The sequence below is a fragment of the Sphaerotilus montanus genome, assembly GCF_013410775.1.
Lineage (GTDB): Bacteria > Pseudomonadota > Gammaproteobacteria > Burkholderiales > Burkholderiaceae_C > Sphaerotilus > Sphaerotilus montanus.
The window spans coordinates 4,209,329-4,235,536 of the sequence record NZ_JACCFH010000001.1 but is presented as its reverse complement, the minus strand read 5'-3'; the positions used below and the strand labels follow the sequence as shown (position 1 = coordinate 4,235,536).

General features: G+C 70.0%; 21 protein-coding genes. 10 read left to right on the top strand and 11 right to left on the bottom strand.

From position 1 onward, the window contains the following. Positions 1-10 precede the first annotated feature (10 nt). Genes BDD16_RS19235 through ligK form a run of 4 tightly spaced genes read right to left on the bottom strand, consistent with a single transcriptional unit; the run spans position 11 to position 4,399 of the window. A complete protein-coding gene (locus BDD16_RS19235; RefSeq protein ID WP_179635424.1) occupies positions 11-1,711 on the bottom strand; it encodes a tannase/feruloyl esterase family alpha/beta hydrolase in 1,701 nt (566 codons plus the stop codon). A 34-nt stretch (positions 1,712-1,745) separates the two neighbouring features. Continuing rightward, a complete protein-coding gene (locus BDD16_RS19230) occupies positions 1,746-2,687 on the bottom strand; it encodes an amidohydrolase family protein (RefSeq protein ID WP_179635423.1) in 942 nt (313 codons plus the stop codon). Positions 2,688-2,709: 22 nt separating this feature from the next. After that, positions 2,710-3,687 (bottom strand): Bug family tripartite tricarboxylate transporter substrate binding protein, encoded by a 978-nt coding sequence (locus BDD16_RS19225; RefSeq protein WP_179635422.1) that lies wholly within the window; start codon positions 3,685-3,687, stop codon positions 2,710-2,712. A 28-nt stretch (positions 3,688-3,715) separates the two neighbouring features. Continuing rightward, positions 3,716-4,399, bottom strand: coding sequence for a 4-carboxy-4-hydroxy-2-oxoadipate aldolase/oxaloacetate decarboxylase (ligK, locus tag BDD16_RS19220; protein ID WP_179636249.1), 684 nt, complete (start codon positions 4,397-4,399; stop codon positions 3,716-3,718). A 358-nt stretch (positions 4,400-4,757) separates the two neighbouring features. Between ligK and BDD16_RS19215 the strand changes: the two genes are divergently transcribed. After that, positions 4,758-7,190: an EAL domain-containing protein gene (locus tag BDD16_RS19215; RefSeq protein ID WP_179635421.1), complete on the top strand. Its 2,433-nt coding sequence runs from the start codon at positions 4,758-4,760 to the stop codon at positions 7,188-7,190. A gap of 3 nt (positions 7,191-7,193) precedes the next feature. Here BDD16_RS19215 and BDD16_RS19210 read toward each other — a convergent pair whose 3' ends face one another. The 4 genes from BDD16_RS19210 to BDD16_RS19195 form a co-directional block, all read right to left on the bottom strand. Next, a complete protein-coding gene (locus BDD16_RS19210) occupies positions 7,194-9,533 on the bottom strand; it encodes a CHASE2 domain-containing protein (RefSeq protein ID WP_179635420.1) in 2,340 nt (779 codons plus the stop codon). Continuing rightward, complete coding sequence (locus BDD16_RS19205; RefSeq protein WP_179635419.1) at positions 9,530-11,233, bottom strand: FecR domain-containing protein; 1,704 nt, start codon at positions 11,231-11,233, stop codon at positions 9,530-9,532. Before BDD16_RS19205 ends, BDD16_RS19210 begins: the two co-directional genes overlap by 4 nt. Before the next feature lie 88 nt (positions 11,234-11,321). Continuing rightward, positions 11,322-12,350, bottom strand: a complete 1,029-nt coding sequence (locus BDD16_RS19200) for an amidohydrolase family protein (RefSeq protein WP_179635418.1) — start codon at positions 12,348-12,350, stop codon at positions 11,322-11,324. 30 nt (positions 12,351-12,380) lie between these two features. Continuing rightward, on the bottom strand, positions 12,381-13,091 hold the full coding sequence (locus BDD16_RS19195; RefSeq protein WP_246332612.1) for a substrate-binding domain-containing protein: 711 nt from the start codon (positions 13,089-13,091) through the stop codon (positions 12,381-12,383). 207 nt (positions 13,092-13,298) lie between these two features. Between BDD16_RS19195 and BDD16_RS19190 the strand changes: the two genes are divergently transcribed. Together BDD16_RS19190 and BDD16_RS19185 are read left to right on the top strand one after the other, a co-directional pair. Beyond that, entirely contained in the window at positions 13,299-14,207 is a 909-nt protein-coding gene (locus BDD16_RS19190; RefSeq protein WP_179635417.1) for a DUF2157 domain-containing protein, read from the top strand. Then, the gene (locus tag BDD16_RS19185; RefSeq protein WP_179635416.1) at positions 14,204-15,790 is read left to right on the top strand and encodes a GDYXXLXY domain-containing protein; all 1,587 of its coding nucleotides are present in this window, start codon (positions 14,204-14,206) and stop codon (positions 15,788-15,790) included. Before BDD16_RS19190 ends, BDD16_RS19185 begins: the two co-directional genes overlap by 4 nt. Here the strand turns inward: BDD16_RS19185 and BDD16_RS19180 are convergent. Then, positions 15,717-16,643, bottom strand: coding sequence for a LysR family transcriptional regulator (locus BDD16_RS19180; RefSeq protein ID WP_179635415.1), 927 nt, complete (start codon positions 16,641-16,643; stop codon positions 15,717-15,719). The two genes, BDD16_RS19185 and BDD16_RS19180, sit on opposite strands and share 74 nt — an antisense overlap. Before the next feature lie 300 nt (positions 16,644-16,943). Here BDD16_RS19180 and BDD16_RS19175 point away from each other — a divergent pair, with 300 nt between their 5' ends. The 7 genes from BDD16_RS19175 (at position 16,944) to BDD16_RS19145 (ending at position 23,888) form a co-directional block, all read left to right on the top strand. Then, positions 16,944-18,440: a SulP family inorganic anion transporter gene (locus BDD16_RS19175; RefSeq protein ID WP_179635414.1), complete on the top strand. Its 1,497-nt coding sequence runs from the start codon at positions 16,944-16,946 to the stop codon at positions 18,438-18,440. Continuing rightward, positions 18,437-19,288, top strand: coding sequence for a universal stress protein (locus BDD16_RS23355; RefSeq protein ID WP_179635413.1), 852 nt, complete (start codon positions 18,437-18,439; stop codon positions 19,286-19,288). Before BDD16_RS19175 ends, BDD16_RS23355 begins: the two co-directional genes overlap by 4 nt. A gap of 52 nt (positions 19,289-19,340) precedes the next feature. After that, entirely contained in the window at positions 19,341-20,600 is a 1,260-nt protein-coding gene (locus tag BDD16_RS19165; protein ID WP_179635412.1) for a putative Na+/H+ antiporter, read from the top strand. A 121-nt stretch (positions 20,601-20,721) separates the two neighbouring features. Beyond that, complete coding sequence (nadC, locus tag BDD16_RS19160; protein ID WP_179635411.1) at positions 20,722-21,594, top strand: carboxylating nicotinate-nucleotide diphosphorylase; 873 nt, start codon at positions 20,722-20,724, stop codon at positions 21,592-21,594. Between the two features lie 164 nt (positions 21,595-21,758). Beyond that, on the top strand, positions 21,759-22,451 hold the full coding sequence (locus tag BDD16_RS19155; protein ID WP_218897873.1) for a DUF2589 domain-containing protein: 693 nt from the start codon (positions 21,759-21,761) through the stop codon (positions 22,449-22,451). A 37-nt stretch (positions 22,452-22,488) separates the two neighbouring features. Further along, positions 22,489-23,277, top strand: a complete 789-nt coding sequence (locus tag BDD16_RS19150) for a hypothetical protein (protein ID WP_179635410.1) — start codon at positions 22,489-22,491, stop codon at positions 23,275-23,277. Positions 23,278-23,297: 20 nt separating this feature from the next. After that, positions 23,298-23,888, top strand: coding sequence for a hypothetical protein (locus BDD16_RS19145; protein WP_179635409.1), 591 nt, complete (start codon positions 23,298-23,300; stop codon positions 23,886-23,888). 6 nt (positions 23,889-23,894) lie between these two features. Here the strand turns inward: BDD16_RS19145 and glpK are convergent, their stop codons facing one another. Further along, positions 23,895-25,388: a glycerol kinase GlpK gene (gene glpK / locus BDD16_RS19140; protein WP_179635408.1), complete on the bottom strand. Its 1,494-nt coding sequence runs from the start codon at positions 25,386-25,388 to the stop codon at positions 23,895-23,897. Between the two features lie 13 nt (positions 25,389-25,401). Beyond that, positions 25,402-26,163: a DeoR/GlpR family DNA-binding transcription regulator gene (locus BDD16_RS19135; RefSeq protein ID WP_179635407.1), complete on the bottom strand. Its 762-nt coding sequence runs from the start codon at positions 26,161-26,163 to the stop codon at positions 25,402-25,404. Between the last annotated feature and the right edge of the window lie 45 nt (positions 26,164-26,208).

Genomic DNA, 26,208 nt, shown 5'->3' with positions numbered 1-26,208 from the left:
GAATTTCCTTTCAGGGCGCGACACAGCGGAAGCTGGACGCCGATTCGAGGTCACCGCCCTGGTAGCGCGCCACCTGCGGCCACGCGCAGAGCGGGCGGGTGCGGGAGGCGGACCAGTTGGCGGGGACTTCCTTGTTGGCCGGGTTGAGGCTGGCGGTCAGGGCCTGCGGTGCCTGGCCCTTCTCGACCCAGTCCACCAGCGCGCCGAGCGCGTCGAACTGGTCGGTGGCCGGGCCGCCGCTGCAGTGCGCCATGCCGGGCACGCTGTACAGGCGCGAGAACGCCGCGCCATCCGCGCCAGCGTTGGTCTGCAGCTGGCCGAACCAGCGCTGCGTGTCGTTGACCGAGAACACGGCGTCGCTGTTGCCGTGGTAAACGATCAGCTTGCCGCCGCGCTGGCGGAAGGCGGAAAGCTTCGGGTCGTCCACGTCCGGCGGCGTCATGAACTGCATCGCCGATTCGGTGTGCAGGTCGTTGCGGGCAAAGATGCGCGGGGCATCGGTGTCGAAGTTGAACTTCGTCAGGAAGTTCAGCAGCGCGGCCGGCGTGCCATTGGTCATCGTCGGCGGGGTCGTGAAGACATAGGACAGCGAGCCGGCGCCCATGGTGGCGATCAGCGGCAGCTTGTCCCAGGGCGGGATCTGGCTCTCCAGCTTCCAGAAGCGCCAGTTGCCCGCGCCCATGCCGGCGTCGAAGGACCAGTCGCTGTAGAGCGCCTCGCCCTTGCTGTTGCGCGGACCGGCGAAGGCACGGTCGAGCGCGGTGACCTGCGTGGCGCTCAGGCACTGCGCAGTCTTGTCGCCGGCGCACTGCAGGTCCGCCAGCTTGAACACCGACTGGCAGCGTCCGAGGTCGTTCACCAGCCCGTCCGCGGCGCCGTCGAGCGCGTCGCACTGTTGCAGCACCTTGGCGGCGACCAGCTTCATGTCGTCCGGGCTGAAGGCCTTGCGGATGTCGGGATCGGCCGGGTGGACCATCTGCCAGCTCTGGACGTCCCAGGCGTGCTGCACGGCGGCCTTGGGCAGGTTCAGGCCCGGCGCACCAGCGAGGATGCCGTCGTAGCGGTCCGCGTAGCGCGTCGCCGCGACCAGCGCATGGCGGCCGCCGTTGGAGCAGCCGGCCATGTAGTTGCGCGCCGGCGGCTGGCCGTAGTGGCGCTGGATGAGCGACTGGGCGACCGTGAACAGGGTGTCGTTGGCGGTGTAGCCATAGTCGCGGCGCGCCTGCGGGTCGATGCCGAAGGCGTTGCCCTGCGCCAGCCCGAAGTGCTTGTTGGCAGGATCGGCTTCGGCGTGGCCCGAGTCGGAGCTGATGACCGCGAAGCCGCGCTGCAGCCCGTTGACCGCCAGCACACCCAGCGCCCCCGTGGCCGGCACCACCTTGCCGTCGTTGCCACCGTTGACCTGGTGCAGGAAGCCCTTGTTCCAGGCCTGTGGCAGCCGCATCTCGAAGGCGATGGCATAGGCGTTGCCATCCACGCCGGTGCGTTCGTGGGCGACTCCCGTGACCTGGCAGTGCGCGGGTGTGCCCTTGTCATCGGCGGCAACGTCCTTCGACGCAGTGACACGGACGTTCTTCAACGACGCCAGCGCGGCCGGCAACTCGGCACAGGCGACCGGCGTGCTGCGCATCGCCGTGGTGCCGCAGGCAGACAGCGTTGCTACCGCGATCAGCGTCAGCGTGATGCGGGCGGCAGGAATCTTTTTGTGCATGTGTTTGTCTCCTCGCAGGTTGGCGGGTCCGGATTCAGGCGTTGCCGGCTTCTTCGGGCCAGTAAAGCCGCATCGGGTTGCCCACCAGCAGTTTCTGCTGCAGCTCGGCGGTCGGTGCGATGTGCGGGATGAAATCGACCAGCAGGCCGTCGTCGGGCATGTGGTCCTTCAGGTTCGGGTGCGGCCAGTCGGTGCCCCAGAGCACGCGGTCCGGGAACTCCTCGACCACGCGGCGCGCGAACGGCACGACATCCGTGTAAGCGGCCTGCTCGCCGTTCAGCGCCTTCGGGCCCGTGACGCTCAGGCGCTCGGGGCAGCTCACCTTGCTCCAGACGTTCGGGTGCTGGCGCATGAACTCCAGGAACAGCGTGAACTCCGGTCCGTCGATCGGCTTCGACACGTCCGGGCGGCCCATGTGGTCCACGACGACCGTCGTCGGCAGCGCGGTGAAGAAGTCCCACAGTTCGGGCAGGTCCACCGCCTCGAAGTAGATGACGACGTGCCAGCCAAGCTTGGCGATGCGCCCGGCGATCTCCATCAGCTCGTCCTTGGGCGTGAAGTCCACCAGGCGCTTGACGAAGTTGAAGCGCACGCCACGCACGCCGGCCGCGTGCATCGCCTGCAACGCCTCGTCGGTGACCGAACGGCGCACCGTGGCGACGCCGCGCGCCTTGCCACCGGAGGACATGCAGGCATCGACCATGGCGCGGTTGTCGGCGCCGTGGCAGGTCGCCTGCACGACGACGTTGCGGGCGAAGCCGAGGTGGTCGCGCAGCGCGTACAGCTGCGCCTTCGAGGCATCGCAGGGCGTGTACTTGCGCTCCGGCGCGTAGGGGAACTCGGCGCCGGGGCCGAAGACATGGCAGTGCGCATCGACCGCGCCGGCCGGCAGCTGGAACGCCGGCTGGCTCGGGCCGGTGTACCAGTCCATCCAGCCTGCGGTCTTGGTGAAATCACCGGTGGTGGGTTTGCTCATGGAAAGCTCTCGGTCCTTGGGGTCAGTCCAGCGACGCCTTGGCGCGCTTGATCACGTCGGCGTACTTGGTCGACTCCGACGCGATGTAGGCGTTGAACTGGTCCCGGGTGGCCGGGAACGGCTCGTAACCGAACGCCGCGTAGCGCTCCTTCATGTCCGGCTCGGCCAGCGCGGCCTCGATGTCCTTCTGGATCTTCTCGGCCACGGCCTTCGGCAGCCCCTTGGGTGCGGCGATGGTCGTCCAGCCCGTCACCTCGTAGCCCGCCGGGCCGCCCGATTCGGCGACCGTCGGCACGTCGGGGAACGCCGCATGCCGCTTCGGCGCCGTGACGCCGATGAACTTGATCTTGCCCGAGCGCTGCATCGGCCCGGCCGAGGCGAGCGAGCCCAGCGCCCAGTGCAGCTCGCCCGTGGCGACACCCGTGTAGAGCATCGACACTTCCTTGTAGATGATGTGCTGCATCTCGGTGCCGGTCATCGACTCCAGCAGCGCCGAGCCCAGGTGCACCGGGTTGCCGACCGACCAGGAGCCATAGTTCAGCTTGCCGGGGTGGGCCTTCGCGTCGGCCAGGATGTCGCCGACCGTCTTGTGCGGGCTGTTGGCCGGGACGCCCACGAAGAAGTAGGTGCGGAACAGCGGCGTGACCGGGTCGAAGTCCTTGACCGGGTCGTAGGGCAGCTTCTTGAACAGGTGCGGGTAGGCGACGAGGTGGACGTTGTCGAGCTGGATCAGGTCGTGGCCGTCGGTGGCGCCACGCCTGAAGGCGTCGATGGCGAGGAAGCCGTTGGCGCCCGGCTTGTTCTCGACGATCACCGGCTTGCCCCACTTCTTCTGGAGCTTCTCGGCCAGCACGCGCACCACGGCCTCCGGGCCGGCGCCTGCGGGGAACGGCGTCAGGATGCGGACGGGCCTGGTCGGAAAGTCCTGGGCCTGTGCCAGCGTGGCCGTCAGGCCGCCAAAGGCCAGCACGCAGGCGGCCAGGATGCTGGAAGTGTTCATGTCTTGTCTCCGGGTGTTGTCTGTGCGGTCAGTCGATGTACTTCAGTCCCGCCTTGGCCAGCGGCTCGCGCATCTTGTACATGTCCAGCCCCAGGATGCCCGAGGCCAGCTTGTCGCGCTTCTCGCCTTCGAAACTCTCGCGCTTGGCCGCCAGATCCGCGACCTCGACCACGCGGGCAGCCGGCACGCAGCACACGCCGTCGTCGTCGGCCACGATCGCGTCCCCAGGGTGCACCAGCATGCCGGCACAGACGACGGGGATGTTCACCGAACCCAGCGTGGCCTTGATCGTGCCCTTGGAGCTGATCGCCCTGGACCACACCGGGAAGCCCATTTCCTTGAGCGTCTTGACGTCGCGCACGCCGGCGTCGATGACCAGCGCCCGCGCACCACGCGCCTGGAACGAGGTCGCCAGCAGGTCGCCGAAGTAGCCGTCGGTGCAGTCGGCCGTGACCGCCGCGATGACGATGTCGCCCGGCAGGATCTGCTCGGCGGCGACGTGCATCATCCAGTTGTCGCCGGGCTGCAGCAGCACGGTGACAGCCGTGCCCGACACCTGCGTGCCGACCTGGATCGGGCGCATGTATGGCTTGAGCAGGCCGACGCGGCCCATCGCCTCGTGGACGGTGGCCGAGCCGAGGGCGGCCAGGCGGTCGGTGGCCTCGCGGTTGGCGCGGGGGATGTTGCGGTAGACAACGCCGAGTTCGTACATGGTGGACAAGTCCCAGGATCAGCAATGCCGCAGATTCTGGACTTGGCAAACCATGCCGACTAGGCAAGAAATCGACTAGCTGCTATCTCTGATCAGCATGGCATGCCGTGATCGGAACCAGACAAACCGTGCAGTACCAACGATACGGTACGGAACCAACTCGACTTAAGAACGGGAAAATACCGGCTCGATCTCGCAACATCAGTCCCCGGCCACCCCGTACGCCCCGCCCGAAGACCTTCCGATGAATTTGATTGCACTCCGCCGATCCGACAGCAAGCCATGGGAACGGGCATGGACTTGTTGGCGCTGGGCGTGGTGCTGCCTCCTGATCGGGTTGTCGCTGCCGGCGGTCGCCGTGCCGAACACGCCCGCCGTCGAGCTGGCGGCCGAACCGGGCTCCATCGCGCTGGTGGACGCCATGCAGGTGCTCAAGCAAGCGCCGGATCACGCGTCCAGCGGCCGTGAGGCGCTGGACCAGTCCGGCTGGCTGCCTGCAACCGAGGACAACCGCAACGCCTCCTGGGTTCCCGGCACGGTGTGGCTGACCGGCGTGGTGCACAACAGCAGCGCGCAGCCGCTGACACGCTGGATCGTGGTCAAGCCCTGGCGCATCAGGGATGTGCAGCTCCAGACCTTCCAGCCGGAGAGCCTGGGCGCCCTGGACCACCAGCAGGCGGGCAGCGCCTGGCCAGTCAGCGGCGCGGCCATTCGACACGTGGAGCCGGTGTTTCCCGTGACGGTTCCACCTGGCGCCTCCGTGCGCCTGCTGGTGCGACTGCAGGACGTGACGGTGCCCACCGTGGAGATTCACGCCTGGCGTCCAGAGGCCTACACGCAGGCGCTGGTCTCGCTGCTGGTGCACGAGACCGTGACCTTCACGGTCTGTCTGATGGTGATCGGACTGCTGCTGTGGACCCGGGACCCGGCCTGCGCGTTGCTGGCCGGCTGGCTGGCAACCGCGAAAGGCTTCGAGGCCACCTTCCAGGGACAACTGCTGCCCTATTTCTGGCCTGCGATCACCGGACACCTCGTTCCCGTCTTCACGGTCTCGGGGGCAGCGTGCTACGCCCTGTTCACCCTGTCCGCCAGGGCCTTGCTGGACATTGGCCGAACCGGTCTCTGGGCCTGGCTCCTCGGGAGCCTCAACGTGCTGGCCTTGCTGGCCGCGGGTGCCACGCTCTTCTCCGAGCAGACGCTGCTCCCCCGGATGGTCGTCAGCATGCTCGGTCTGGCCATCGTCGCCGTCTTGCCCCTGGCGGCCTGGAGAACACCGCTGCCGGCCAGACCGGGCTCCCGCGCGCTGCAGATCGCCTTCTTCCTGTGCTGGTGCAGCCTGGGCCTGACGATCTGGACGGCCCGACATGGCCGACCTGTGCAATTCACGGGGCTCACCATGCTCTGCATCCTGGGCGTCTACAGCCGCATGCGCGCTGCGGCGCAAGCCAGCGAGCGCCGGACCACCGAACACCTCGCCTGGCATGACCCGCTGACCCAGTTACCCAACCGCCCGCGCGGCCATCGGCTGCTCGACGAGGCATTGCGCCAGGCCAGCGTCCGTCCGGAAGCCCTGCACGGCGGCGCAGGTGTGGGCCTGCTCTGCCTCGACCTCGACCGTTTCAAGCACGTCAACGACACCCATGGCCACGCCGTGGGAGACGCCTTGCTGCGCACCGTGGCCGAACGGCTGCAGCACTGCCTTGGCAGCGGCAACACCGCATGCCGTCTCGCCGGTGACGAATTCATGGTGGTCCTGCCCGACGTCCGCTCGCCGGAACAGGTGATTCGGCAATGCGAAACGGTCATGGCCGAGTTCCGCCGCCCGTTCGACATCGAAGGACACCAGCTCTTCATGTCGCTCTCGATCGGTGCCGCCGTCTTTCCCGACCATGCCCTGGATGCCGAAATCCTCATGCGCAACGCCGACACCGCGCTGTTCGAGTCCAAGCGTGCGGGTCCGGGCCATTTCCGCGTGTTTCATCCGGACATGAACACCCGCCTGATGGCCTATGTCAGCACCCGGAATGCGCTGCACGTCGCGCTGGAGCGCAAGGAGTTCGAGCTGCACTACCAGCCGCAGATCGGGCTGAAGGACACGGACGTGGTCGGCGTCGAGGCCTTGATCCGCTGGCGGCGCCCTGGACAGCCTCTGCACCAGCCCGGCGACTTCATCGCCGTGGCCGAAGAGAGCGGCCTGATCGTGCCGATCGGCACCTGGGTGCTGCACGAAGCCTGCCGACAGGCCGCGCACTGGCACCGGACCGGCTGGCACACGGTCAGGATGGCCGTCAACGTGTCTCCGCTGCAGTTCCAGTCCGGCAGGCTGGTGAAGGACGTGGCCGCGGCACTGGAAGACAGCGGCCTGCCACCGCACTGCCTGGAGCTGGAGCTGACCGAATCGGTGCTGATGGGCAAGGAAGATGAAGCGATCTGCACGGTCCGGGACCTCAAGAACCTGGGCATCAGCCTGTCCATCGACGACTTCGGCACCGGCTATTCCAACCTGGCCTATCTGCAGCGCTTCCGCTTTGACCGGCTCAAGATCGACCGCTCGTTCATCCTGGGTCTGGAACAGGGCACGGACGCGCCGGCGATCGTGCATGCGGTCCTGCAGATGGCACGCCACCTGAATCTGCGCACCACCGCCGAAGGCATCGAGAACGCCAGCACCGCGGCGCGGCTGACAGCCATGGGCTGTGACGAGGCACAGGGCTACCACTACGCGCGGCCATTGCCCGCACCTGCGCTGGACCGCTGGCGAGAGGCATTTCTGCAGCAGGCCACCGTCTGAGGTTCAAAGAGCCCCCCCGAGGCGCCCCAGGACCAGCGCGAACCGCCCGCCCCCCTCCTCGCTGCCCTCCAGCGCCTGCAGCCGGCCCCGGTGGCGCTCGGCCACGCGCTGCACGAACTGCAGGCCGAGGCCGACGCCACCGACATCATCGGTCGGCAGACCGTCGTCGCCATGGTTCAGGCGCTGGCGTTGTGCCGGCGACAGTCCCGGCCCCTGGTCGCACACGGTCAGGCTCAGCGTGTCCCGCCCGGCGTCGAAACGCACCAGGACCGTGACCTGCCCGCCGACCGGGCTGTGCTTGATCGCGTTGGAGACGAGATTCCCCGCCGCCCGCTGCACCAGCATCCGGTCCATGGGCCAGGGTGCCACCGAGACTGGCGGATGGACCGGGTCATGGCGCCACACCAGCGTCACATCGGCCGCCACCGCCTGGGGACGGAAATCAGCGACCACCTCGTCCAGCAGTGCCGCCACGGCCACGGACGACACCTGCAGCGGGCGCGACTCCACGTGCGCCACCCGGACGAAGTCATCGGCCAGTTGCAGCGTGCGCGCGCCCAGGCGCTGGATTTCGACCAGGAAGGCCTCCAGCGGCATCTGGACGCGTCCGCGCTGGTACTGGTCGGCCAGCAGCACGATGGTGCTGGCCGGCGAGCGCAGGTCGTGCGAGACGAAGGCCAGGGCGCGGTCGCGCCGGCGCTGCGCCTGCCGGATCGCGCTCACGTCCGAGAACGTCACCACCCAGCGCTGCTGGTCCAGCAGCAGCACCGGCGCGAAGTGCAGCAGGAAGTCCCCCAGGCGTTCGGCCCGCGCCTCCATCGCCCAGCCCACCGGTGGCGCGCTGCCGGGCTGGAAGATCGCCTCCAGGTCCACGTCCACGCCTTTGGCCGGCACGAACTCCACCAGCAGACCCGGCAGCTCCATGCCCTGCATGTCCTCGGCCTTGTCCAGCTCGAACAGCTGCGCCGCCAGCGCGTTGGCCAGCAGCACGCGGCCCCGCGGGTCGGTGACGGCCATCGCGGTGGGCATGCCGGCCAGCGCGTCCGACAGGAAACGACGTGCACTGCGCAGGGTGTCGGTGGCGGTGTACAGCGTGTCGAGCCGCAAGGCCAGCATGTCGCGCCGCCGCGCCGCGGGTCGGGCCGCGACCCCCAGGTCCAGGCCGCCTTCCGGCACCAGCCGGCCGATCTCGGCGTCCAGCGCATCCACCGCCTGCTCCAGGCGCCGCCAGCTCCACAAGGGATAGGCCAGTGCCGCGGCCAGGGCCCAGGACACCGGGCTCCACCACAGGCCGAACCCCAGGGCGACCAGGCTGGCCCCGATCACCAATGGCCACGCCCCCACCGCCAGCGCCAGCGCCCAGCGCGCCCCGAGCCGCTGGATGCCGGCCATCAGGACCAGCACCAGCAGCGCCGAGAGCCCGGCACTGGCCAGCGGCGACACGGCCCGCACCGTGTCGCCGCTGCGCAAGGTGTAGAGCGTGTGGCCCAGGACCTCGACGCCAGGCATGGCATGGCGCTGGCGATTCACCGGGGTGGCCACGGTGTCGCCCAGCCCGGTGGCGGTCATGCCCACCAGCACGTAGCGCCCCGCCAGCCGCTCCGGCGGGACGGCGCCGCGCAGCACATCGACGTAGGACACCCGGTCCAGCTGCCCCGGCGGGCCGGCATAGCGCACCAGGAAGCGGCTGCCACGGTGCCACGGCCCCGTGGCGATGTCCGTCTCGTCGTCTGACGTCACGGGCAGGTCCGGCGCAGGAGCTTCGCCGGCCGCCTGCAGCAGCGCCACCGCCATGTGGGGCACCGGCGACTGCAGCGAACCCGCCGAGAGGAAGGCATGGCGCATCACCCCGTCGGCGTCCACCGACGCCTCGGCCGTGCCCAGGCGCACCCCCGGTGGCAGGCCCGTGACCGGGGTCAGCAGCTGGGGTGGCTGCCCCGGTCCGGCGGCCACCCAGTCCACCGAGAGCACGACGGGAGCCGCCCTGGCGAGTTGCTCGGCCAGCAACACGTCCTGCGCGGGATCGGGGTCGGGCTCGCTGAAGGTCACGTCCAGGCCGATCGCCCTGGGATGGGTCTCGGCCAGCCGGGACAGCAAGGTGGCGTGCACCGCACGCGGCCAGGGCCAGCGGCCGATGGCGGCCACGCTGGCGTCGTCGATCGCGACGACCGTGATGCCCTCGGGCACGGGGCGGCGCCAGGTGGACAGGCCGATGTCGTAGACCAGCCGGTCCGCCCGCCACGTCCAGCCGCTCAGCGGCAGGACGAAGGCCAGCGCCGCCAGTACCAGGGCCACACCCGCCGTGCCCCCCAGCAGGCGCGCGCGGCCCGCCCCGGTCGTCATGGCCCGATCAGGACCGATTGACCCGCATTGCTCATGGCACAGCGACCCTGGCCGTCGCGCAGGCAGTGGGGGATGCTGAATTGCTGAGGCGCGGTGTAGGGGCCGAGGTAGCCATCCGGGTCGCGGGCCCGCAGCCGCACGAAGTAGCGGCCGGTGCCCGGCAGCGTCACTTCCAGCGCGGGCGCCTCGGTCCGGCGCGCCAGTTCCACGGTGGCGAAGGCGGCCTCGCGCGCGAACTCGACCTCGAAGGTCTGGCCGGGCAGGCCTTCCCAGCCCAGCCGGATGCCGCCGGTGCCGACGACGGGTGGCGCCAGCGGTGAAGGCAGCGCCCGCAGTTCCAGCCGCTGCGCCGCACCAAACGGGCCCTGGTCGGTGGCACTGCGCTCGCTGGCCAGGCGCCAGTGGTACACCCCCGGCGGCAGATCGGTGATCCGGAGCGCGGTCGGCACCAGGCCGCGCCGGTCGTGCAGCGGCGCGCGGAAGTCCTCGGACCGGGACAGTTGCAGGCGGTAGCTGCCGGCCTCCGGCGCGGCGGTCCAGGCGAACTCCAGCGGCGCTGCCGACAGGATGGCGCCTGGCGCGGGGTTGGTGGGCAGCGGAGGCTCGGGCCGCGCCTTCAGCGTGAAGGTGTGCCGGGCATCCAGGCCCTGCAGCCCCTGCGCATCCTCCGCGCGGACACGCAGGACATAGCGGCCGTCCGGCAGATCCGCGAACCGCAGCGCGGTGCCGGTGGTGCTGACTTCGGTGCGCACGGTCTGCAGCACGGGTTCGAAGCGGTCATCGGCCGCGATCTGCCCCAGATAGGCCACGGCGCCCGGCTGCGGCGCCAGCGGCATGCGCACCAGCACGCGGTCCTGCAGCACCGGCAAGGCCGAGAGATCCGGCGCTGCCAGCAAGCGGACCGGCGGCGGCACGTCGCCCGTGCGGTCCACCACGACGCCAAACCCGGCGTTCACCCGCTGACCCGGCTTGCCGCGCAGGCCGTCGACCGCCACCTGCCCTTCGAGCACCTCGCCGCGGGTCACCTCGGCCCGGCCGTCCACGGCCACACGGAATTCCGTGCCCCGCACCCCCAGCAGCCCCTGCGGCGTGCTGACCCGAAAGCCTGGCAGCCCGCCGTTGGTGGCCTTCTGCGCCTTCACCTCCACCTGGCCTTCCTGCACCTGCACGCCGGACAGCACCCCGCCCACGCGGGGCAGGCGCCGGGACACGTCCACCTGCACGGCGGTCGAGGGCCGCAGCCGGAGCACGGTGCCATCCACCAGCCGGATGGTGGCCTGACCGTCACCGGTGCGCAGGCGGCCGCCTTGCGGCATCGTCTGCCCTTCGGCGACCGCCCGGCCATCCGCACCGCGCACATCGCCCGACACCGCCACCACCGTGGCGGACACGGCTTCCGCGGGCATGAGCCGCAGCGGGATCCGCAGCACCGTGCCCACCGGGATGCGGCGGGGATCAGCAATCTGGTTGAACGACTGCAACTGGGGCCACTGGCGCGGATCGGCCAGCAAGCGGCGGCCCACGGCGATCAGGGTGTCGCGGCCGGTGACGGTCACGGTGTAGGGAACGCTGAGTTCCGTCGCAGGGACAGACAGGGGGACCGGTGCAGACAGCGGCGCAGCGACCACTGCGCTGGCGCTTGCCAGGAGGGCCAGGGACCGCGAGAAGACCTGCACGCAAGACCAGGAACGAGGCGGCATGGAGGCGGGTCGGTCAGGACGGCAATGAAGAAATCGGACGCCGAGTTTAGCCTTGTGCGCAGCCCTGCCTGCGCGCGGCCTGCGCTGGTCAGCGGCCCTTCGCCTTGAGTGCCGTGTCCAGGCGCGAGAAGACGCGGCGGGCATTGCCTTCGTAGATCTGGAAGCGTTCGTCGTCGGTCAGGTTGGCCGTGGCGGCGATGTAGCGTTTCGTGTCGTCGTAGTAGTGGCCGGTTTCCGGGTCGATGCCGCGCACGGCGCCGATCATCTCGGAGGCGAACAGGATGTTCTTCACCGGGATCACCTTGGTCAGCAGGTCGATGCCGGGCTGGTGGTAGACGCAGGTATCGAAGTAGATGTTGTTCAGCAGGTGCTCGCTCAGCAGCGGCTTCTTCAGCTCCTGCGCGAGGCCACGGAAGCGGCCCCAGTGGTAAGGCACCGCGCCGCCGCCGTGCGGGATCAGGAACTTCAGCGTCGGGAAGTCCTTGAACAGGTCGCTCGTCAGGCACTGCATGAAGGCCGTCGTGTCCGCGTTCAGGTAGTGCGCGCCGGTGGTGTGGAAGCAGCTGTTGCAGCTGGTCGAGACGTGGATCATCGCGGGGAGGTCGTACTCGACCATCTTCTCGTAGACCGGGTACCACGACCGGTCCGACAGCGGCGGCGAGGTCCAGTGGCCACCCGACGGGTCCGGATTCAGGTTGAGGCCGACATTGCCGAACTGCTCGACGCACTTGACCAGCTCGGGGAGGCAGGTGGCCGGGTCGACGCCGGGCGACTGCGGCAGCATCGCGGCCGGGATGAAGTGGTCCGGGAACAGCTCGGACACGCGGAAACAGAGTTCGTTGCAGATCGCCGCCCAGGTGCTCGACGTCTGGAAGTCGCCGATGTGGTGCGCCATGAAGCTGGCGCGCGGGCTGAAGATCGTCAGGTCCGAACCGCGCTGCTTCATCAGCTTGAGCTGGTTGGTCTCGATCGACTCGCGCAGCGCGTCGTCGCTGATCTTCAGGTCCGCGGGACTCGGTGCCCTGGACGGGTCTTTCAGCGCAGCGATCTGCAGATCGCGCCAGAGGCCGAGGGCGGCCGGCGCGGTGGTGTAGTGGCCGTGGACGTCGATGATCATGGGGAGTTTCCTGGTGAACGGTGGGTCGGCTCAGGCCGGATCCATGCCCTGGCGGCGCTTGGCATCGGCTGCGGCCGGCGAGGCCATGAAGGCGAGCATCTCGCGCACGGCCGCCGCCTGCCCCGGCGTGGCGGTGGCGCAGATGCCGGCGGAAAAGGTGGTGGTGATCTGGATGGCGGGCGGCAGCGGGCCGAGCACGTCGATGCCACCGAGGTTGATCAGCTCGCTGTACTGCTGGAAACCGAGTTCGACGTAGCCGCTCTCCACCAGCGAGCCGACCGGCACGCCAGGCGGCGGCGTGACCAGCTTGTCGGCGAGGGCGTCGGCGAGGCCCCAGCGCACGAACAGCTTCGCCAGTGCGACCCCGCTCGGCCCGGTCGAATAGCCGATGGTGCGGGCGGCCTGCACCGCAGCGCGCACGGCGGCTTCCGAGCCGATGTCCGGCCGCGGCGCGCCGGCACGCACGGCCACCGCCACGCCGGAGTGCACCAGATCGACCCGGCTGTCCGCCAGCACGCAGCCGGCGGCGATCAGCTGGTCGATGGCGTCGGCCGCCAGGATCACCACATCGAAGGCTTCGCCGGCCCGCACGCGTCTGGCGGCATCCACGCCACCGACCGACTCGATCGCCACCGCCGGACCGCCCTGCTGCGCGAACGCGACCACCAGATCGGCCAGCACCTGGCGCGTGGCCATCGAGGAGATGCCGCGGATCGCCGGCATCGGTGCTGTCGAGTTCATCGGGAGGGTCGAGGGGGTCACGGTGGAGGACATCGGACAGGCCGGCGCTGAAGGGGATGGGCCGGATTCTGGCGACCCTGATCCATGCCGGACAGTGGCCGCAAGCACTAGCTGCTATGTCGATCCAGCATATCGCTTCCACCCGGGCGCGGGTGCCATGGCGCAGTGCTACGCTGGACAGACCAGAACCCCCGAACAGGCCCCCGCATGCCCCAGACCCACCCCGACGCGCCGGTCGCCCTGGATGCCCCCGCGCTGCGCGGACTGGCCGCGGCATCGGCGGGACTGACCGGCTTCGGGCTGGTGCTGTGGATCGCCGCGAACTGGGACGCGCTCGGGCGCACAGGCCAGTTCACCCTGCTGCAGGCGGCGGTCCTCGGCGCCTGTGCGCTGGCCTGGCGGCTGCGGGCCGCGCGGCCAGCGGCCGGTCTGCTCGCCCTGCTGGGCATCGGCGGGCTGTTCGCGTATTTCGGGCAGACCTACCAGACGGGCGCGGACGCGTGGCAGCTGTTTGCGCTGTGGGCGGTGCTGGCGGTGCCGCTGGCGCTCGGGGTGCGCAGCGACGTGGTGTGGGCGCCCTGGGGGCTCGTCGCATTGACCGGGGTGGCGCTGTGGGTGCAGGCGCACACGGGCCACCGCTGGCGCACCGAACCGCGGGACCTGCCCGTCTACCTGACCGGCTGGACCCTGGCGGCCGGCGTGTGTGTGCTGACCAGCCCGCCCTTCCACGCCAGGCTCGGCACGGGTCCGTGGGCCTTCCGCGGCAGCGTGACGCTGACGGTGGTCATGGTCAGCGCAGCAGCGCTCTGGGGACTGTTCGACCGCACGGTCTCGCCGCATTACCTGCTGGGCCTGGGCCTGCTGGCGGGCGCGGCGGCACTGCTGTGTCAGCCCGGCCGCTTCGACGTGTTCGCGCTCAGTGCCGTGGCCCTCGGGCTGGACACGCTGCTGGTGGCCGGACTGGCGCGGCTGCTGTTCGATTGGGAACGGGGCGGTGGTGATCCGATCGGGCGCCTGCTGCTGATCGGGGTGTGCGCCGCCGGGCTGCTGGCGTACAGCGTCTCGCTCATCCTCCGGCTTGCCCGGCGTTCGGCGCCTGCAGGAGCCTCGGCATGACCACCACGACGTCGGAACGCCCCTGGCCCGTCGTCCTGCTGACCGCGCTGGGCGCCTGGCTGGCCACCATCCCGCTGGCGGGCGTCGTCGCGCTGCTGCTGGGCGACCTGCTGGTGTCGGGCATCGGGCCGTATGTCGTGGCGCCGCTGTTGCTGGTGGGTGCGGGCGTGGTGTTGCGCGCGCAGGGCGTCGGGACCTTCGTCGAACAGATGGCCGTGCCCCTGCTGCTGCTGGGCGGTGTGGCGCTGGGCTTCGGGCTGTACCGGGACCTGTCCATGCTCGGGGCCTCGCTGGTGCTGGCCGTGGTGGCGCTGGGGGCCGCGCTGATGGTCCGCGGCGCGTGGCTGCAGGCGCTGCTGGGCGCGTGTGCCGTCGGACTGCTGATGGTCGGGCTGGGCACACGCGGCACGTGGAGTCTGTGGCTGCCGACCCACGCCGCCGTGCTGCTCTGGACCTTGCTGGCGGCCGGAGGCACGCGCCAGCGCTCTGCGGACAGGCCGCTCACCCCGTCGGCCGCGACCCTCGACGCCATCGGCACCGGCTGGCTGCTGGCGACGCTCGCGGCGCTGGCCTTCAGTTCGGGGACGACCTTTCTGGTCGAGCAGTTCGCAGGGACCTCCTGGCCCGCGCGGGGGTCGGTGGCGCTGGCGGCAGCCGGCGTGGCGCTGCTCTGGCACCGCCTGCCAGCGCTTCGGCGCCCGTGGTGGATCGGCGTGATGGCCGGGGCACTGGTGCTCGCCGGTTTCATGCCGTGGCTGGGCGCGGCGTGGTGGCTGGCCGCGTGCTGCCTCAGCGCACACCAGCCCCGACGCGCAGCCGCCGCAGCGCTGGCGGCGGTGTGGATCATCGGCGCGTTCTACTACACGCTCGACTGGCCGCTGGCCACCAAGGCCGCGGTGCTCGCCGGCACTGGCACGCTGCTCGGGCTGCTGGCCTGGTGGGGCCTGCACACCCGTCGCACCGCAACGGCCGGCGTCGCAGAACCCGCCGCCGCGCCGGGGCCCGACCGGGCGCGGCGGGGCATCGCGCTGAGCGCCCTGGCCGTGCTGGCGGTCGCCAACGTCGGCATCTGGCAGAAGGAAGACCTGATCGCGCACGGCCGGACGGTCTACATCGCGCTGGCCCCGGTCGATCCGCGCTCGCTGATGCAGGGCGACTACATGGCGCTCAACTACCAGCTCGGGGACACGCTGCGCGACCAGCTCGACGACGCCGACCGCCTGACGCAACCGGTGGCCCTCGCCCGCCTCGACGCCCGTGGGGTGGCCACGCTGGAGCAGCTGGTCGACACGGCGACCGACGCGCCCCCGTCCGCGGACAGGCTGCACATCCGCCTGGCGCCCAGGAAAGGCCGCTGGGTGGTCGTGAGCGACGCCTGGTTCTTCCGCGAAGGTGAAGGCGAGCGCTGGCAGGCGGCGCGCTACGGCGAATTCCGGGTGCAGCCGGATGGGCGCGCGCTGCTGGTCGGGCTGGCGGACGCCGACCTGCAGCCGATCCGGCCCCTGCCGCTCACCCCGGCAGCGACTGCGCCGCCGCCGCCTGCGGCAAGCCCCGCGCCAGCTCTTCCAGCAAGTGGCGGGTGAGGCGGATCAGCGGCGTGCTGCGCTGGCGCGACGACGCGGCCAGACACAGCACGCTCGACAGGCTCGGCGCCGTGATCGGCCGCACCAGGAGTTCATCGGCCCGCCCTGATGCCGCGACCGCACTGGCCGTGAGCACCGCCTGCCCGTAGCGGGCACAGACGAGGTCGATGATGGACGCGACGCTGGACACCTCCCAGGCGATGTCCAGCGTCAGGCCGGCCAGCATCGCCTGCGTGTCCAGCAGGCGCCGGATGACGTGCGCCCGCTCGGGCAGCACCAGCCGCGCCGCCGCCAGCTGCGCCAGCGGCACCGGCCCGCGCGCCACCGCATCGCCCGGCTCCAGGCGCTGCACCAGACACAGCGGCTCCTCCAGCACCGGCGCGATCTCCAGCGCCGGCTGCGCCTCGGGGTTGTAGAGCAGGCCCAGATCGACCCGGCCCGAGGTGATCCACTCGGTGATGTGCGTCGACAGGCCTTCGACGATCGCCAGCCGCGCCTGCGGCATGCGGCGCTGGAAGTGGTCGATCAGCGGCATCGTGAGCTGGCGGCCGATGGTGGGCGGCAGGCCGACCGTGATGCGGCCCAGCGGCTCGTCGCGGGTCGCAGCCATCTCGTCGCGCGCCAGCTGCACCCGCTGCAGGATGCCCACGCTGTGCGCGAACAGCCGCTGTCCCGCCTCGGTCAGCACCACGCCGCGGCCGTTGCGCAGCAGCAGCGTCTCGCGCAGCTCGATCTCCAGCGCCCGCACCTGCCGGCTCAGCGCGGACTGGGCGATGTCGAGCACCAGCGCCGCCTTGCTGAAGCTGCGGTGTTCGGCGACGTGCACGAAGTAGTCGAGTTGCTTGAGGTCCATGGTGGCGCGAGTATGCCGCCCGCCCGGGAATGGGGCTGGCACCGCACCTCTACAATGGGGCATGCGTTCTTGCACCCCGACACGTCTCGCAGCCCCGGCCAGTTTCCCGGGGTGCGGGTTGCCGCGGGGCTATTTCTGCACAGTCACGCCGCCCTGATCGGCTGACTCCGGTCGCGCCCTGCCGCCGCCCTCGCCTGCCTTGTCGATTGCTGTTTCTTCGCCTCCAGCGATGCGAAGCTGCCGCCGCGTTCCCCATTCCGCACTGCGCGTGCCGCATTGCGTTTTCCATTGTCCATTCCCATGCAACGTTCCTCTTTTCGCCAGGACTGGCTAGGCCATGTCCGCGGTGACCTGCTCGCCGGCCTCGTCGTGGCCTTGGCGCTGATTCCTGAAGCCATCGCGTTTTCCATCATCGCGGGCGTGGACCCCAAGGTCGGGCTGTACGCCTCGTTCTCGATGGCCGTGGTCATCGCCATCGCGGGCGGCCGGCCGGGCATGATCTCGGCGGCCACGGGCGCGATGGCACTGGTCATGGTCACCCTTGTCAAGGAACATGGCCTGCAGTACCTGCTGGTGGCCACCTTGCTGACGGGCGTGCTGCAGATCCTCGCGGGCGTGCTGAAACTGGGCGCCCTGATGCGCTTCGTGTCGCGCTCGGTGGTCACCGGCTTCGTCAACGCGCTGGCGATCCTGATCTTCATGGCGCAGTTGCCCGAGCTGACCGACATGCCGTGGACCGTCTACGCCATGACCGCCGCCGGGCTGGCGATCATCTACGGCTTCCCGTACCTCACCAAGGCGGTGCCGTCGCCGCTGGTCACGATCGTGGTGCTCACGGCGGTGGCGATGGCGCTGGACCTGGACGTGCGCCGGGTCGGCGACATGGGCGCGCTGCCCGACAGCCTGCCGATGTTCCTGTGGCCGGAGGTGCCGCTGACGCTGGAGACGCTGCTGCTGGTGCTGCCGTTTTCGCTCACGCTGGCGGTGGTCGGACTGCTGGAGTCGATGATGACGGCGGCCATCGTCGACGACCTGACCGACACCGACAGCGACAAGAACCGCGAGTGCATGGGCCAGGGAGCGGCCAACCTCGTCACCGGGCTGATCGGCGGCATGGCGGGCTGCGCGATGATCGGCCAGTCGGTCATCAACGTGAAATCCGGCGGTCGCGGCCGGCTGTCCACCTTCGTGGCGGGCCTGTTCCTGCTGATCCTGGTCGTGTTCCTGGGGCCGTGGGTCGAGAAGATCCCGATGGCCGCGCTGGTCGCCGTGATGATCATGGTCAGCATCGGCACCTTCAGCTGGGACTCGATCCGCAAGCTGCGCGAACACCCGCCCAGCTCGTCCATCGTGATGCTGGCCACCGTGGCCGTGACGGTCTTCAGCCACGACCTGGCCAAGGGGGTGTTCGTCGGCGTGCTGCTGTCGGGCGTGTTCTTTGCGCACAAGGTGGGTCAGGTGATGCGCGTCGGCAGCCGCCTGGTCGAGAACGGCCAGGCGCGACATTACGAGGTCGTCGGGCAGGTGTTCTTCGCGTCCGCCGACCGCTTCATCGCCTCGTTCGACTTCAAGGAAGTGCTGCCGCGGGTGGTCATCGACGTGGGCCGCGGGCACTTCTGGGACATCACCGCAATCAACGCGCTGGACCGGGTGGTGATGAAGTTCCGGCGCGAGGGCACCCAGGTCGAGGTCATCGGCATGGATGACGCCAGCGCCACGCTGGTGGACCGTTTCGCGACGCACCACAAGCCCGGTGCGCTGGAGCACCTGATGCACATGGAAGGACACAAGCCGTGAACAAGGTCTACGCCTGTATCGACGGACACGCCGGCGCCGTGTCGGTGATCGACTGGTCTGCCTGGGCGTCACGGCGTCTGGACGCACCGCTGGAGCTGCTGCACGTGCTGGAGCGTGCGGTCGACAGCGCCACCGCGGACTACACCGGCGCCATCGGTCTCGGGGCGCAGGAGGCCCTGCTGCAGCGGCTCGGTGAACTCGACGCGGCGCGCGGCCAGTTGGCGCAGGAGGCCGGGCGGCAGATGCTGGCCGCTGGCCAGGCGCACGCGCTGGCGGCTGGCGTGTCGGCCTGCAGCACCCGGCTGCGGCACGGCGAGCTGGTGGACGCGGCGCTGGAGATCGAGCCGCAGGCGCGCCTGTTCGTGCTGGGCCAGCACCACCGCGACCCGCGCCCGGTGCGGCGGCACCTCGACCACCACCTGGAACGCCTGATCCGCGCCGTGCAGCGGCCGGTGCTGGTGAGCACGGGGGCCTTTGCCGTCCCCGAGCGTTTTGCCATCGCCTATGACGGCAGCGCCACCGCCCAGCGCGCGGTGGAGCGGGTGGCGCAGAGTCCGCTGCTGGCAGGGCTCCCGGCCGAGCTGGTCATGGCCGGACGCGACACGGCCGCGCACCGCGAGGCGCTGGCCACCGCCCAACAGCACCTGAAGGCCGCCGGCTTCACGGTATCCACAACGCTGCTTGACGGCGAGCCCGAGCAGCAGTTGCCCGCCCACCTGAAAGCGGTCGGCGCGTCGCTGCTGGTCATCGGCGCCTACGGCCACACACGCATCCGGGAATGGATCGTCGGCAGCACCACCACGGCGCTGCTCCGAGTGAGCGAGATCCCGGTGCTGGTGTTGCGATGACCGAGATTCACAAGCCGATAGACAATAGCCAAGAGGTGCAGACGAAGTGACCATGACGACATCCCCCATCGAACTCATCGCGGCAGCCCTCTTCGCCGTGGCGATCGTCCACACGTTCTCGACCAAGTGGTTCGAACACCTGGCCCATGCACAGCCCCGACACGCGGGCCTCTGGCACCTGCTGGGCGAAGTCGAGATCGTGTTCGGCTTCTGGGCGATGGTGCTGGTGCTGGCCCTGTTCGCGATCGACGGCAAGACCACCGCGACGGCCTACGTCGATTCGCGCAACTTCACCGAGCCGCTGTTCGTGTTCGCGATCATGGTCATCGCCGCCACGCGGCCGATCCTGCAGGCCTCGATGCTGGCGGTCCACGCCACCGCCCGCCTGCTGCCACTGCCCGGGGGCATGGGCTATTTCCTGGTGGTCATGACCGCGGTGCCGCTGCTGGGCTCGTTCATCACCGAGCCGGCGGCCATGACACTGGCGGCACTGATCCTGTCCAGCCGCTTCTTTTCGCAGCCCATCAGCGAGCGCATGAAGTACGCCACGCTCGGCGTGCTGTTCGTCAACATCTCGATCGGCGGGACGCTCACGCCGTTTGCCGCACCGCCGGTGCTGATGGTCGCGGGTACCTGGGGGTGGGACATGGCGTTCATGCTCTCGACCTTCGGCTGGAAGGCGGCCGTCGCCGTGGTGGTCAACGCGGTCGGGCTGACGCTGCTGTTCCGGCGCGAACTCGCGGCGCTGCCCCCGCCCGAGGCCGGTGGGGCCCGCCTGACGGTGCCGCTGAGCCTGGTCGTGGTCCACCTGCTGTTCCTGGTCGGCGTGGTGGTCTTCGCGCACCACCCGGCCGTGTTCATGGGGCTGTTCCTGTTTTTCCTCGGCATTTCCCATGCCTATGAACGTCACCAGGACCGGCTGATCCTGCGCGAAGGGCTGCTGGTGGCGTTTTTCCTGGCGGGGCTGGTGGTGCTGGGCGGGATGCAGCAGTGGTGGCTCAAGCCGGTGCTGCTGGGCATGAGCAGCGAAGCCGTCTTCTTCGGCGCCACCGCGCTGACCGCCTTCACCGACAACGCCGCGCTGACCTACCTGGGCTCGCTGGTGCCGGGGCTGTCCGACGAGTTCAAGGTGGCGCTGGTCGCGGGCGCGGTGACCGGGGGCGGGCTGACCGTGATCGCCAACGCGCCCAACCCGGCGGGCATGGCGATCCTGCGCAGCCATTTCGACGACGGCGCGGTCCACCCGCTCGGACTGCTGCTGGCGGCGCTGCCGGCCACGGTCGTGGCCGCTGTGGCGCTGCACTGGCTCTGACTCCAGCGGCCGCTGGTCGGTCGGTCGGGCCTGTTACGCTCGGCCGCCTGGCCTGTTCCGGGCGGACCTCGCCTGCGTCATCACTGCACTCACTGCAACCACTGCCATCACCGATACCACCATGTCCACCCTCACCTTCGACGACAACGAAACCCTCGAAGCCGCCCGCGCCCGCAACGTGCGCGACGCGCTGTACGAAGACATCGGCCGCTGCGACTGGACCGCGATGCTGGTCCCCGGCGAGCGCCAGGTGCACGCCCGCGTGATGGCCAAGGAACACGGCGTGCTCTGCGGCCGCGACTGGTTCGACGCCTGCGTGCGGGCCTGCGACCCGGCCGCGCAGATCGAGTGGTTCCTCTCGGAGGGCGACACCTTCACCGCCACCACCGAGGTCTGCCGCATCCGCAGCAACGCCCGCGCCCTCCTGAGCGCCGAGCGTTCGTCGCTGAACTTCCTGCAGATGCTCTCCGGCGTCGCCACCGTGACGCGCAGCTACGTGGACGCCATCGCCGGCCTCTCGCCCAACCCGCGCGGCTGCCTGGTGCTGGACACGCGCAAGACGCTGCCCGGTCTGCGGCAGGCGCAGAAGTACGCCGTGCGCGTCGGCGGCGGCGCCAACCAGCGGCTGGCGCTCTGGCACGGCATCCTCATCAAGGAAAACCACATCACCAGCGCCGGCAGCGTGGCCGGCGCGCTGCGGGCCGCGCAGGCGCTGCACTCCGGCGTCACGATCCAGATCGAGGTGGAAAACCTGGCCGAGCTGGAAGAGGCGCTGCAGGCCGGCGCCACCAGCGTGCTGATCGACGATTTTTCCTTCGACGACATGCGCGCCGCCGTGGCGCTGAACGCCGGGCGCGCGCTGCTGGAAGTCTCGGGCGGCGTGGACATGACCACGATCCGCGAGATCGCCGCCACCGGCGTGGACCGCATCTCCATCGGCCGGCTGACCAAGGACGTGCACGCGATCGACCTGTCGATGCGGGTCCTCGGCTGAAGCACACCACGCGATCAATCGTGATGCAGTTGGCATTTCATGGCCATCTGACCCCCGTTGATCCACAAGACTGAGGATGCCCCGAAAGCGGGGTGTTCGCAGAATCTCCTCACCGCCCCTCCGGGCGCACCGCACTCCCAACCCGGACTGCCAAGGAGATTCTCATGGCCACCAGCAAGCCCACCGTCCCCGCGACGACCACGCCCGCCGCCACCGCCGGCTCCCCTGCAGACATCGAAGCCACCGCTGCCGCGGTCGGCCACGGCCTCAGCAGGGCCGTCGCTGGTGCGCAGGGCCATCTCGCCGCACGGGCCGCGCCCAGCACCAACCTGACCAGCGAACTCAACAACATCGACTTCCGCAAGATGATCGGCGGGCCGCTGCAGGCCGCGGTCGACGCGCAGGTCGCGTCCTCGCTGGCGACGGTCAACTTCATCAACAGCGTCGGTTTCGAGACCGCCGATGACGGCAAGAAGACGCTGGTGATGGTCGATTTCAGCCACACCCGCAAGGATGTCGATGCCGAGGGCAACGAGGTCAACAAGGACATCGCCATCCGGGTGCCGCTGCTGGCGATGCTGCCCATCCCGAGCCTGCGCATCGAGCACGTGATCATCGATTTCAAGGTCAAGCTGAACTCGGTCGAGTCGTCGAAGGTGTCCGACAAGCTCGGCGTCAGCGTGTCGGCCGGTGGCGGCTTCGGGCCGGTCAACTTCAAGGTCTCGGCCTCGTATGAACGGCAGACATCGACCGGCGTCGAGGTCAAGAAGGAATACGCCCTGACGGTCAACGTCAAGGCGGTGCAGGACGAGATCCCGGCCGGCCTGGAGAAGATCCTCAACATGCTGGCCGCCTGAGCGACCGCCGCACCGCACGTCGCAACGAGGCGCCGCCATGTCCGAGATCACGCTGTCCGACTACACCGGCTACATCTTCCGCGAGCTGATCAAGGCGCGGCAGATGTCGGACGAGTACGCCCGGCAGGTCGCCCTGACCTACGCGCAGGACCCGGTGCTGCAGCACTTCACGGCACCGCGCTTCAAGATCCCGAAGATGGAGCTGACGATTCCCGTGCTGATCGCCGGGGCGCGCTACACCTCGACGCTGCGGTTCACGATGCCGGTGCGCACCTTCGTCGATTTCATCGGCGGCAAGCTCGCCAGCATCGAGTACGCCCTGCGCGCCGCCGCCAGCCGGATCCTGATCCGGCCCGACCCCGTCAGGCTGCAGTTCCTGCCGCGGGACATGGCCGCCGAGCCCGCCAGCCGCGGCGACGGACCACAGACCAGCGCCGAGGCGATCAAGCTGCTGCACGAGGCCCTGCTGACCAGCAACGACCTCGGCCACCCCGAGGGCATGGTCAGCTACGCCTGGGGCACGATCCTGCAGCTGTGGCTGAGCGAGCGCAAGCTGGTCGAGCTGTACCACAAGCACAGCCCGAACAACGAACTCTCGAAGCAGGCCTACACCGAAATCCTCGCGGGCATCAAGGGCGCGATCGTGGTCGACAAGGTGGGCATCGACAACCTGCTGGTCGACCCCGAAACCAACCTCATCAAGAACGGCAGCGACGCCACCTCGGTGTTCACGATCAAGGCCGAGATGATCGAGGAAGGCTTCTTCGTGCGCGCGGTCCGGGACGACACCACCGGCGAGGTGACCCAGGTGGTCGAGTTCGAATGACCACGCACCGGTGAAGCGCCATGCGGCCCATCCTCCACCACCAGCTGGCCCAGACCGATGCCCTGCTGGTCGATCTCGGCCGGCAGCTCGCACGCTACAACGCGGGTGACAGCGACACGGAAGCGGCGGTCTCCACCCTGCTCGCGGCAGCCGCTGCGCTGTACGAGCGCCAGGGCCGGCACGACCTGCAGGCCCGTTTCCTGGCGATGGGGGCCGAGCTGGTGACCGCGCGCCGTGGCACGGACCCGCGCACGCTGGAGCCGATGCGCCCGCGCCGCGACGGCGTGCGCCGCACGGTGTTCCGGGTGCTGACCGCGGCCGAGGCCCAGATCGGCGCGGACTACCGCCAGACCCTGTCGAAGCTGGAGTCCCTGCGCGAGCAGCTCGCCGCGCTGCTGGCCACCGGGCTGGAGCGCGGGTTGCTGCAGCCGCTGATCGGCAACGGCCCGCCCGATCAGGCCACCCTGCAGGCGATCTGGGCCGCCCTGACCCGCGACACCGGCACGGGCGGCGCCGCGCTGCGCATCAACCTGCAGTTCGCGGTCTACGACGTGCTGCTGCTGATCGATGATCTGCTGGCGCCGCTGCTGCGGCCGGCCACGCCCTCCTGACGCAGCTCAGACCGCCAGCGTCTGCCGCACGGCGCGCTCCCACTGCGCCATCAGTGCTTCCGCCCGGTCACGCGCCATCGTCGGCAGGAAGCGGCGCTCCACCCGCCACTGCGCCGACAGCTCCTCGCGGCTGCGCCAGACGCCTGTGGCCAGCCCGGCGAGGTAGGCCGCCCCCAGCGCCGTCGTCTCCGTCACCTGCGGACGCACGACCGGGATGCCGAGCAGGTCCGCCTGGAACTGCATCAGCAGGTTGTTGACGCAGGCGCCGCCGTCCACGCGCAGCTCGGTGACGGCCGCGCCGCCGTTGGCCACCGCATCGCGGCTCATCGCCTGCAGCAGCGCGGTGCTCTGGAAGGCGATGCTCTCCAGCGCGGCGCGGGCGATGTGCGCGACCGTCGTGCCGCGCGAGAGGCCGACGATGGCGCCGCGGGCGTCCGGCTGCCAGTACGGCGCGCCCAGCCCGGTGAAGGCCGGCACGAACATCACGCCGCCCGCGTCCGGCACGCTCTCGGCCAGCCCCTGCACCTCGCCGCTGCCGCGGATCGCGTTCAGCCCGTCGCGCAGCCACTGCACCACCGCGCCGCCCATGAAGACGCTGCCTTCGAGCGCGAACTCCGGCGTCGGGCCGGTCTGCGCGGCGCTGGTCGTCAGCAGGCCGTTGTGCGAGATCGGGTGCTGCGTGCCGGTGTGCATCAGCAGGAAGCAGCCGGTGCCGTAGGTGTTCTTGGCCAGCCCCGCGGTGAAACACGCCTGGCCGAACAGCGCGCTCTGCTGGTCACCCGCCATGCCGGCGACCGGGATCGGCGCGCCGAACAGGTCCGGCTCGGTCTCGCCGAAGACGTGGCTGGACGGCAGCACCTGCGGCAGCACGCTCTCCGGGATGTGCAGCAGGCCGAGCAGGTGGCGGTCCCACTGGTTGTGGCGGATGTCGAACAGCATCGTGCGGGACGCGTTGCTCACATCGGTGGCGTGCACCCGCCCGCCGGTGAGCTGCCACAGCAGCCAGGTGTCGACCGTGCCGAAGGCCAGCTCGCCCTGCGCCGCTGCCAGATGCGCGCCGGGCACGTGGTCGAGCAGCCAGCGCAGCTTGGTGCCGGAAAAGTACGGGTCGATCACCAGCCCGGTGCTGGCGCGGATCTCGTCGGCGCGGCCTTCGTCGCGCAGGCGGGTGCAGAGCGGCTCGGTGCGGCGGTCCTGCCAGACGATGGCGTTGTGCAGCGGTCGGCCGGTGCGGCGGTTCCACAGCAGCGTGGTCTCGCGCTGGTTGGTGATGCCGATGGCGGTGATGTCGCGCGCCGTCAGGCCCGCCAGCGCCAGCGCCTCGCGGGCGGTGGCGAGCTGGGAGGACCAGAGTTCGTGCGGGTCGTGCTCCACCCAGCCCGGCTGCGGAAAGATCTGGCGGAACTCGCGCTGCGCCTGCGCGACGATGCGGCCGGTCTCGTCGAAGACGATGCTGCGGGAGCTGGAGGTGCCCTGGTCGAGAGCGAGGATGTAAGGCATGGGGGGAAATCCTTCAGGCGATCTCGCACTGCACGCCGGCCTCGGCCAGCAAGGCGGGAAACGGCTCGGGCGGCGCGGCGTCGGTGTAGAGCCGGTCGAGGTCGGCGAAGCGGGCCACCTCGACCATCGCCGGGCGGTTGAACTTGACGTGGTCGGCGGCCAGCCAGACCTCGCGCGACTGGGCGATGATGGCCCGCGCCACCGTGACCTCGCGATAGTCGAAGTCGCGCAGCGTGCCGTCGGCCTCGATGCCGGAGATGCCGATCAGGCCGATGTCGACCTTGAACTGGCGGATGAAATCGACCGCCGCCTCGCCGATCACGCCCCGGTCGCGCGGGCGCACCACACCGCCGGCCACGATCACCTCGCAGTCCGGGTTGTCGCAGAGGATGGCGGCGACGTTCAGGTTGTTGGTGATGACACGCAGGCCGCGGTGCTGGAGCTGCTCGCGCGCGACCGCCTCGGTGGTCGTGCCGATGTTGAGCAGCAGCGAGCAGCCCTCCGGCACGGCGCGGGCAATGGCGCGCGCGATGCGCTGCTTGCCTTCGGCGTTGAGCGCCTCGCGCTGGCGGTGGGCGAGGTTCTCGGTGGTGGAGCCGGGCAGGCGCACGCCGCCGTGGAAGCGCGCGACCAGCCCGGCCTCGGCGAGCTGCTTCACGTCGCGGCGCACGGTCTGCAGCGTCACGCCGAAGCGCTCGGCCAGCGCTTCCACGGTGATCGCGCCGCCCACGCGAACGGCTTCGAGGAGATCGGACTGTCGGGGATTCGGCGTCATGGGAGCGCAGCCTACACACGCTCAAAACGAACACAAACCGGGTAA

Excerpts from the sequence above, each read along its gene's own strand:
- BDD16_RS19235 (WP_179635424.1), bottom strand. The coding sequence starts at position 1,711 with ATGCACAAAAAGATTCCTGCCGCCCGCATCACGCTGACGCTGATCGCG.
- BDD16_RS19230 (WP_179635423.1), bottom strand. The coding sequence starts at position 2,687 with ATGAGCAAACCCACCACCGGTGATTTCACCAAGACCGCAGGCTGGATG.
- BDD16_RS19225 (WP_179635422.1), bottom strand. The coding sequence starts at position 3,687 with ATGAACACTTCCAGCATCCTGGCCGCCTGCGTGCTGGCCTTTGGCGGC.
- ligK (WP_179636249.1), bottom strand. The coding sequence starts at position 4,399 with ATGTACGAACTCGGCGTTGTCTACCGCAACATCCCCCGCGCCAACCGC.
- BDD16_RS19210 (WP_179635420.1), bottom strand. The coding sequence starts at position 9,533 with ATGACGACCGGGGCGGGCCGCGCGCGCCTGCTGGGGGGCACGGCGGGT.
- BDD16_RS19205 (WP_179635419.1), bottom strand. The coding sequence starts at position 11,233 with ATGCCGCCTCGTTCCTGGTCTTGCGTGCAGGTCTTCTCGCGGTCCCTG.
- BDD16_RS19200 (WP_179635418.1), bottom strand. The coding sequence starts at position 12,350 with ATGATCATCGACGTCCACGGCCACTACACCACCGCGCCGGCCGCCCTC.
- BDD16_RS19195 (WP_246332612.1), bottom strand. The coding sequence starts at position 13,091 with ATGAACTCGACAGCACCGATGCCGGCGATCCGCGGCATCTCCTCGATG.
- BDD16_RS19190 (WP_179635417.1), top strand. The coding sequence starts at position 13,299 with ATGCCCCAGACCCACCCCGACGCGCCGGTCGCCCTGGATGCCCCCGCG.
- BDD16_RS19185 (WP_179635416.1), top strand. The coding sequence starts at position 14,204 with ATGACCACCACGACGTCGGAACGCCCCTGGCCCGTCGTCCTGCTGACC.
- BDD16_RS19180 (WP_179635415.1), bottom strand. The coding sequence starts at position 16,643 with ATGGACCTCAAGCAACTCGACTACTTCGTGCACGTCGCCGAACACCGC.
- BDD16_RS19175 (WP_179635414.1), top strand. The coding sequence starts at position 16,944 with ATGCAACGTTCCTCTTTTCGCCAGGACTGGCTAGGCCATGTCCGCGGT.
- BDD16_RS19165 (WP_179635412.1), top strand. The coding sequence starts at position 19,341 with ATGACGACATCCCCCATCGAACTCATCGCGGCAGCCCTCTTCGCCGTG.
- nadC (WP_179635411.1), top strand. The coding sequence starts at position 20,722 with ATGTCCACCCTCACCTTCGACGACAACGAAACCCTCGAAGCCGCCCGC.
- BDD16_RS19155 (WP_218897873.1), top strand. The coding sequence starts at position 21,759 with ATGGCCACCAGCAAGCCCACCGTCCCCGCGACGACCACGCCCGCCGCC.
- BDD16_RS19150 (WP_179635410.1), top strand. The coding sequence starts at position 22,489 with ATGTCCGAGATCACGCTGTCCGACTACACCGGCTACATCTTCCGCGAG.
- BDD16_RS19145 (WP_179635409.1), top strand. The coding sequence starts at position 23,298 with ATGCGGCCCATCCTCCACCACCAGCTGGCCCAGACCGATGCCCTGCTG.
- glpK (WP_179635408.1), bottom strand. The coding sequence starts at position 25,388 with ATGCCTTACATCCTCGCTCTCGACCAGGGCACCTCCAGCTCCCGCAGC.
- BDD16_RS19135 (WP_179635407.1), bottom strand. The coding sequence starts at position 26,163 with ATGACGCCGAATCCCCGACAGTCCGATCTCCTCGAAGCCGTTCGCGTG.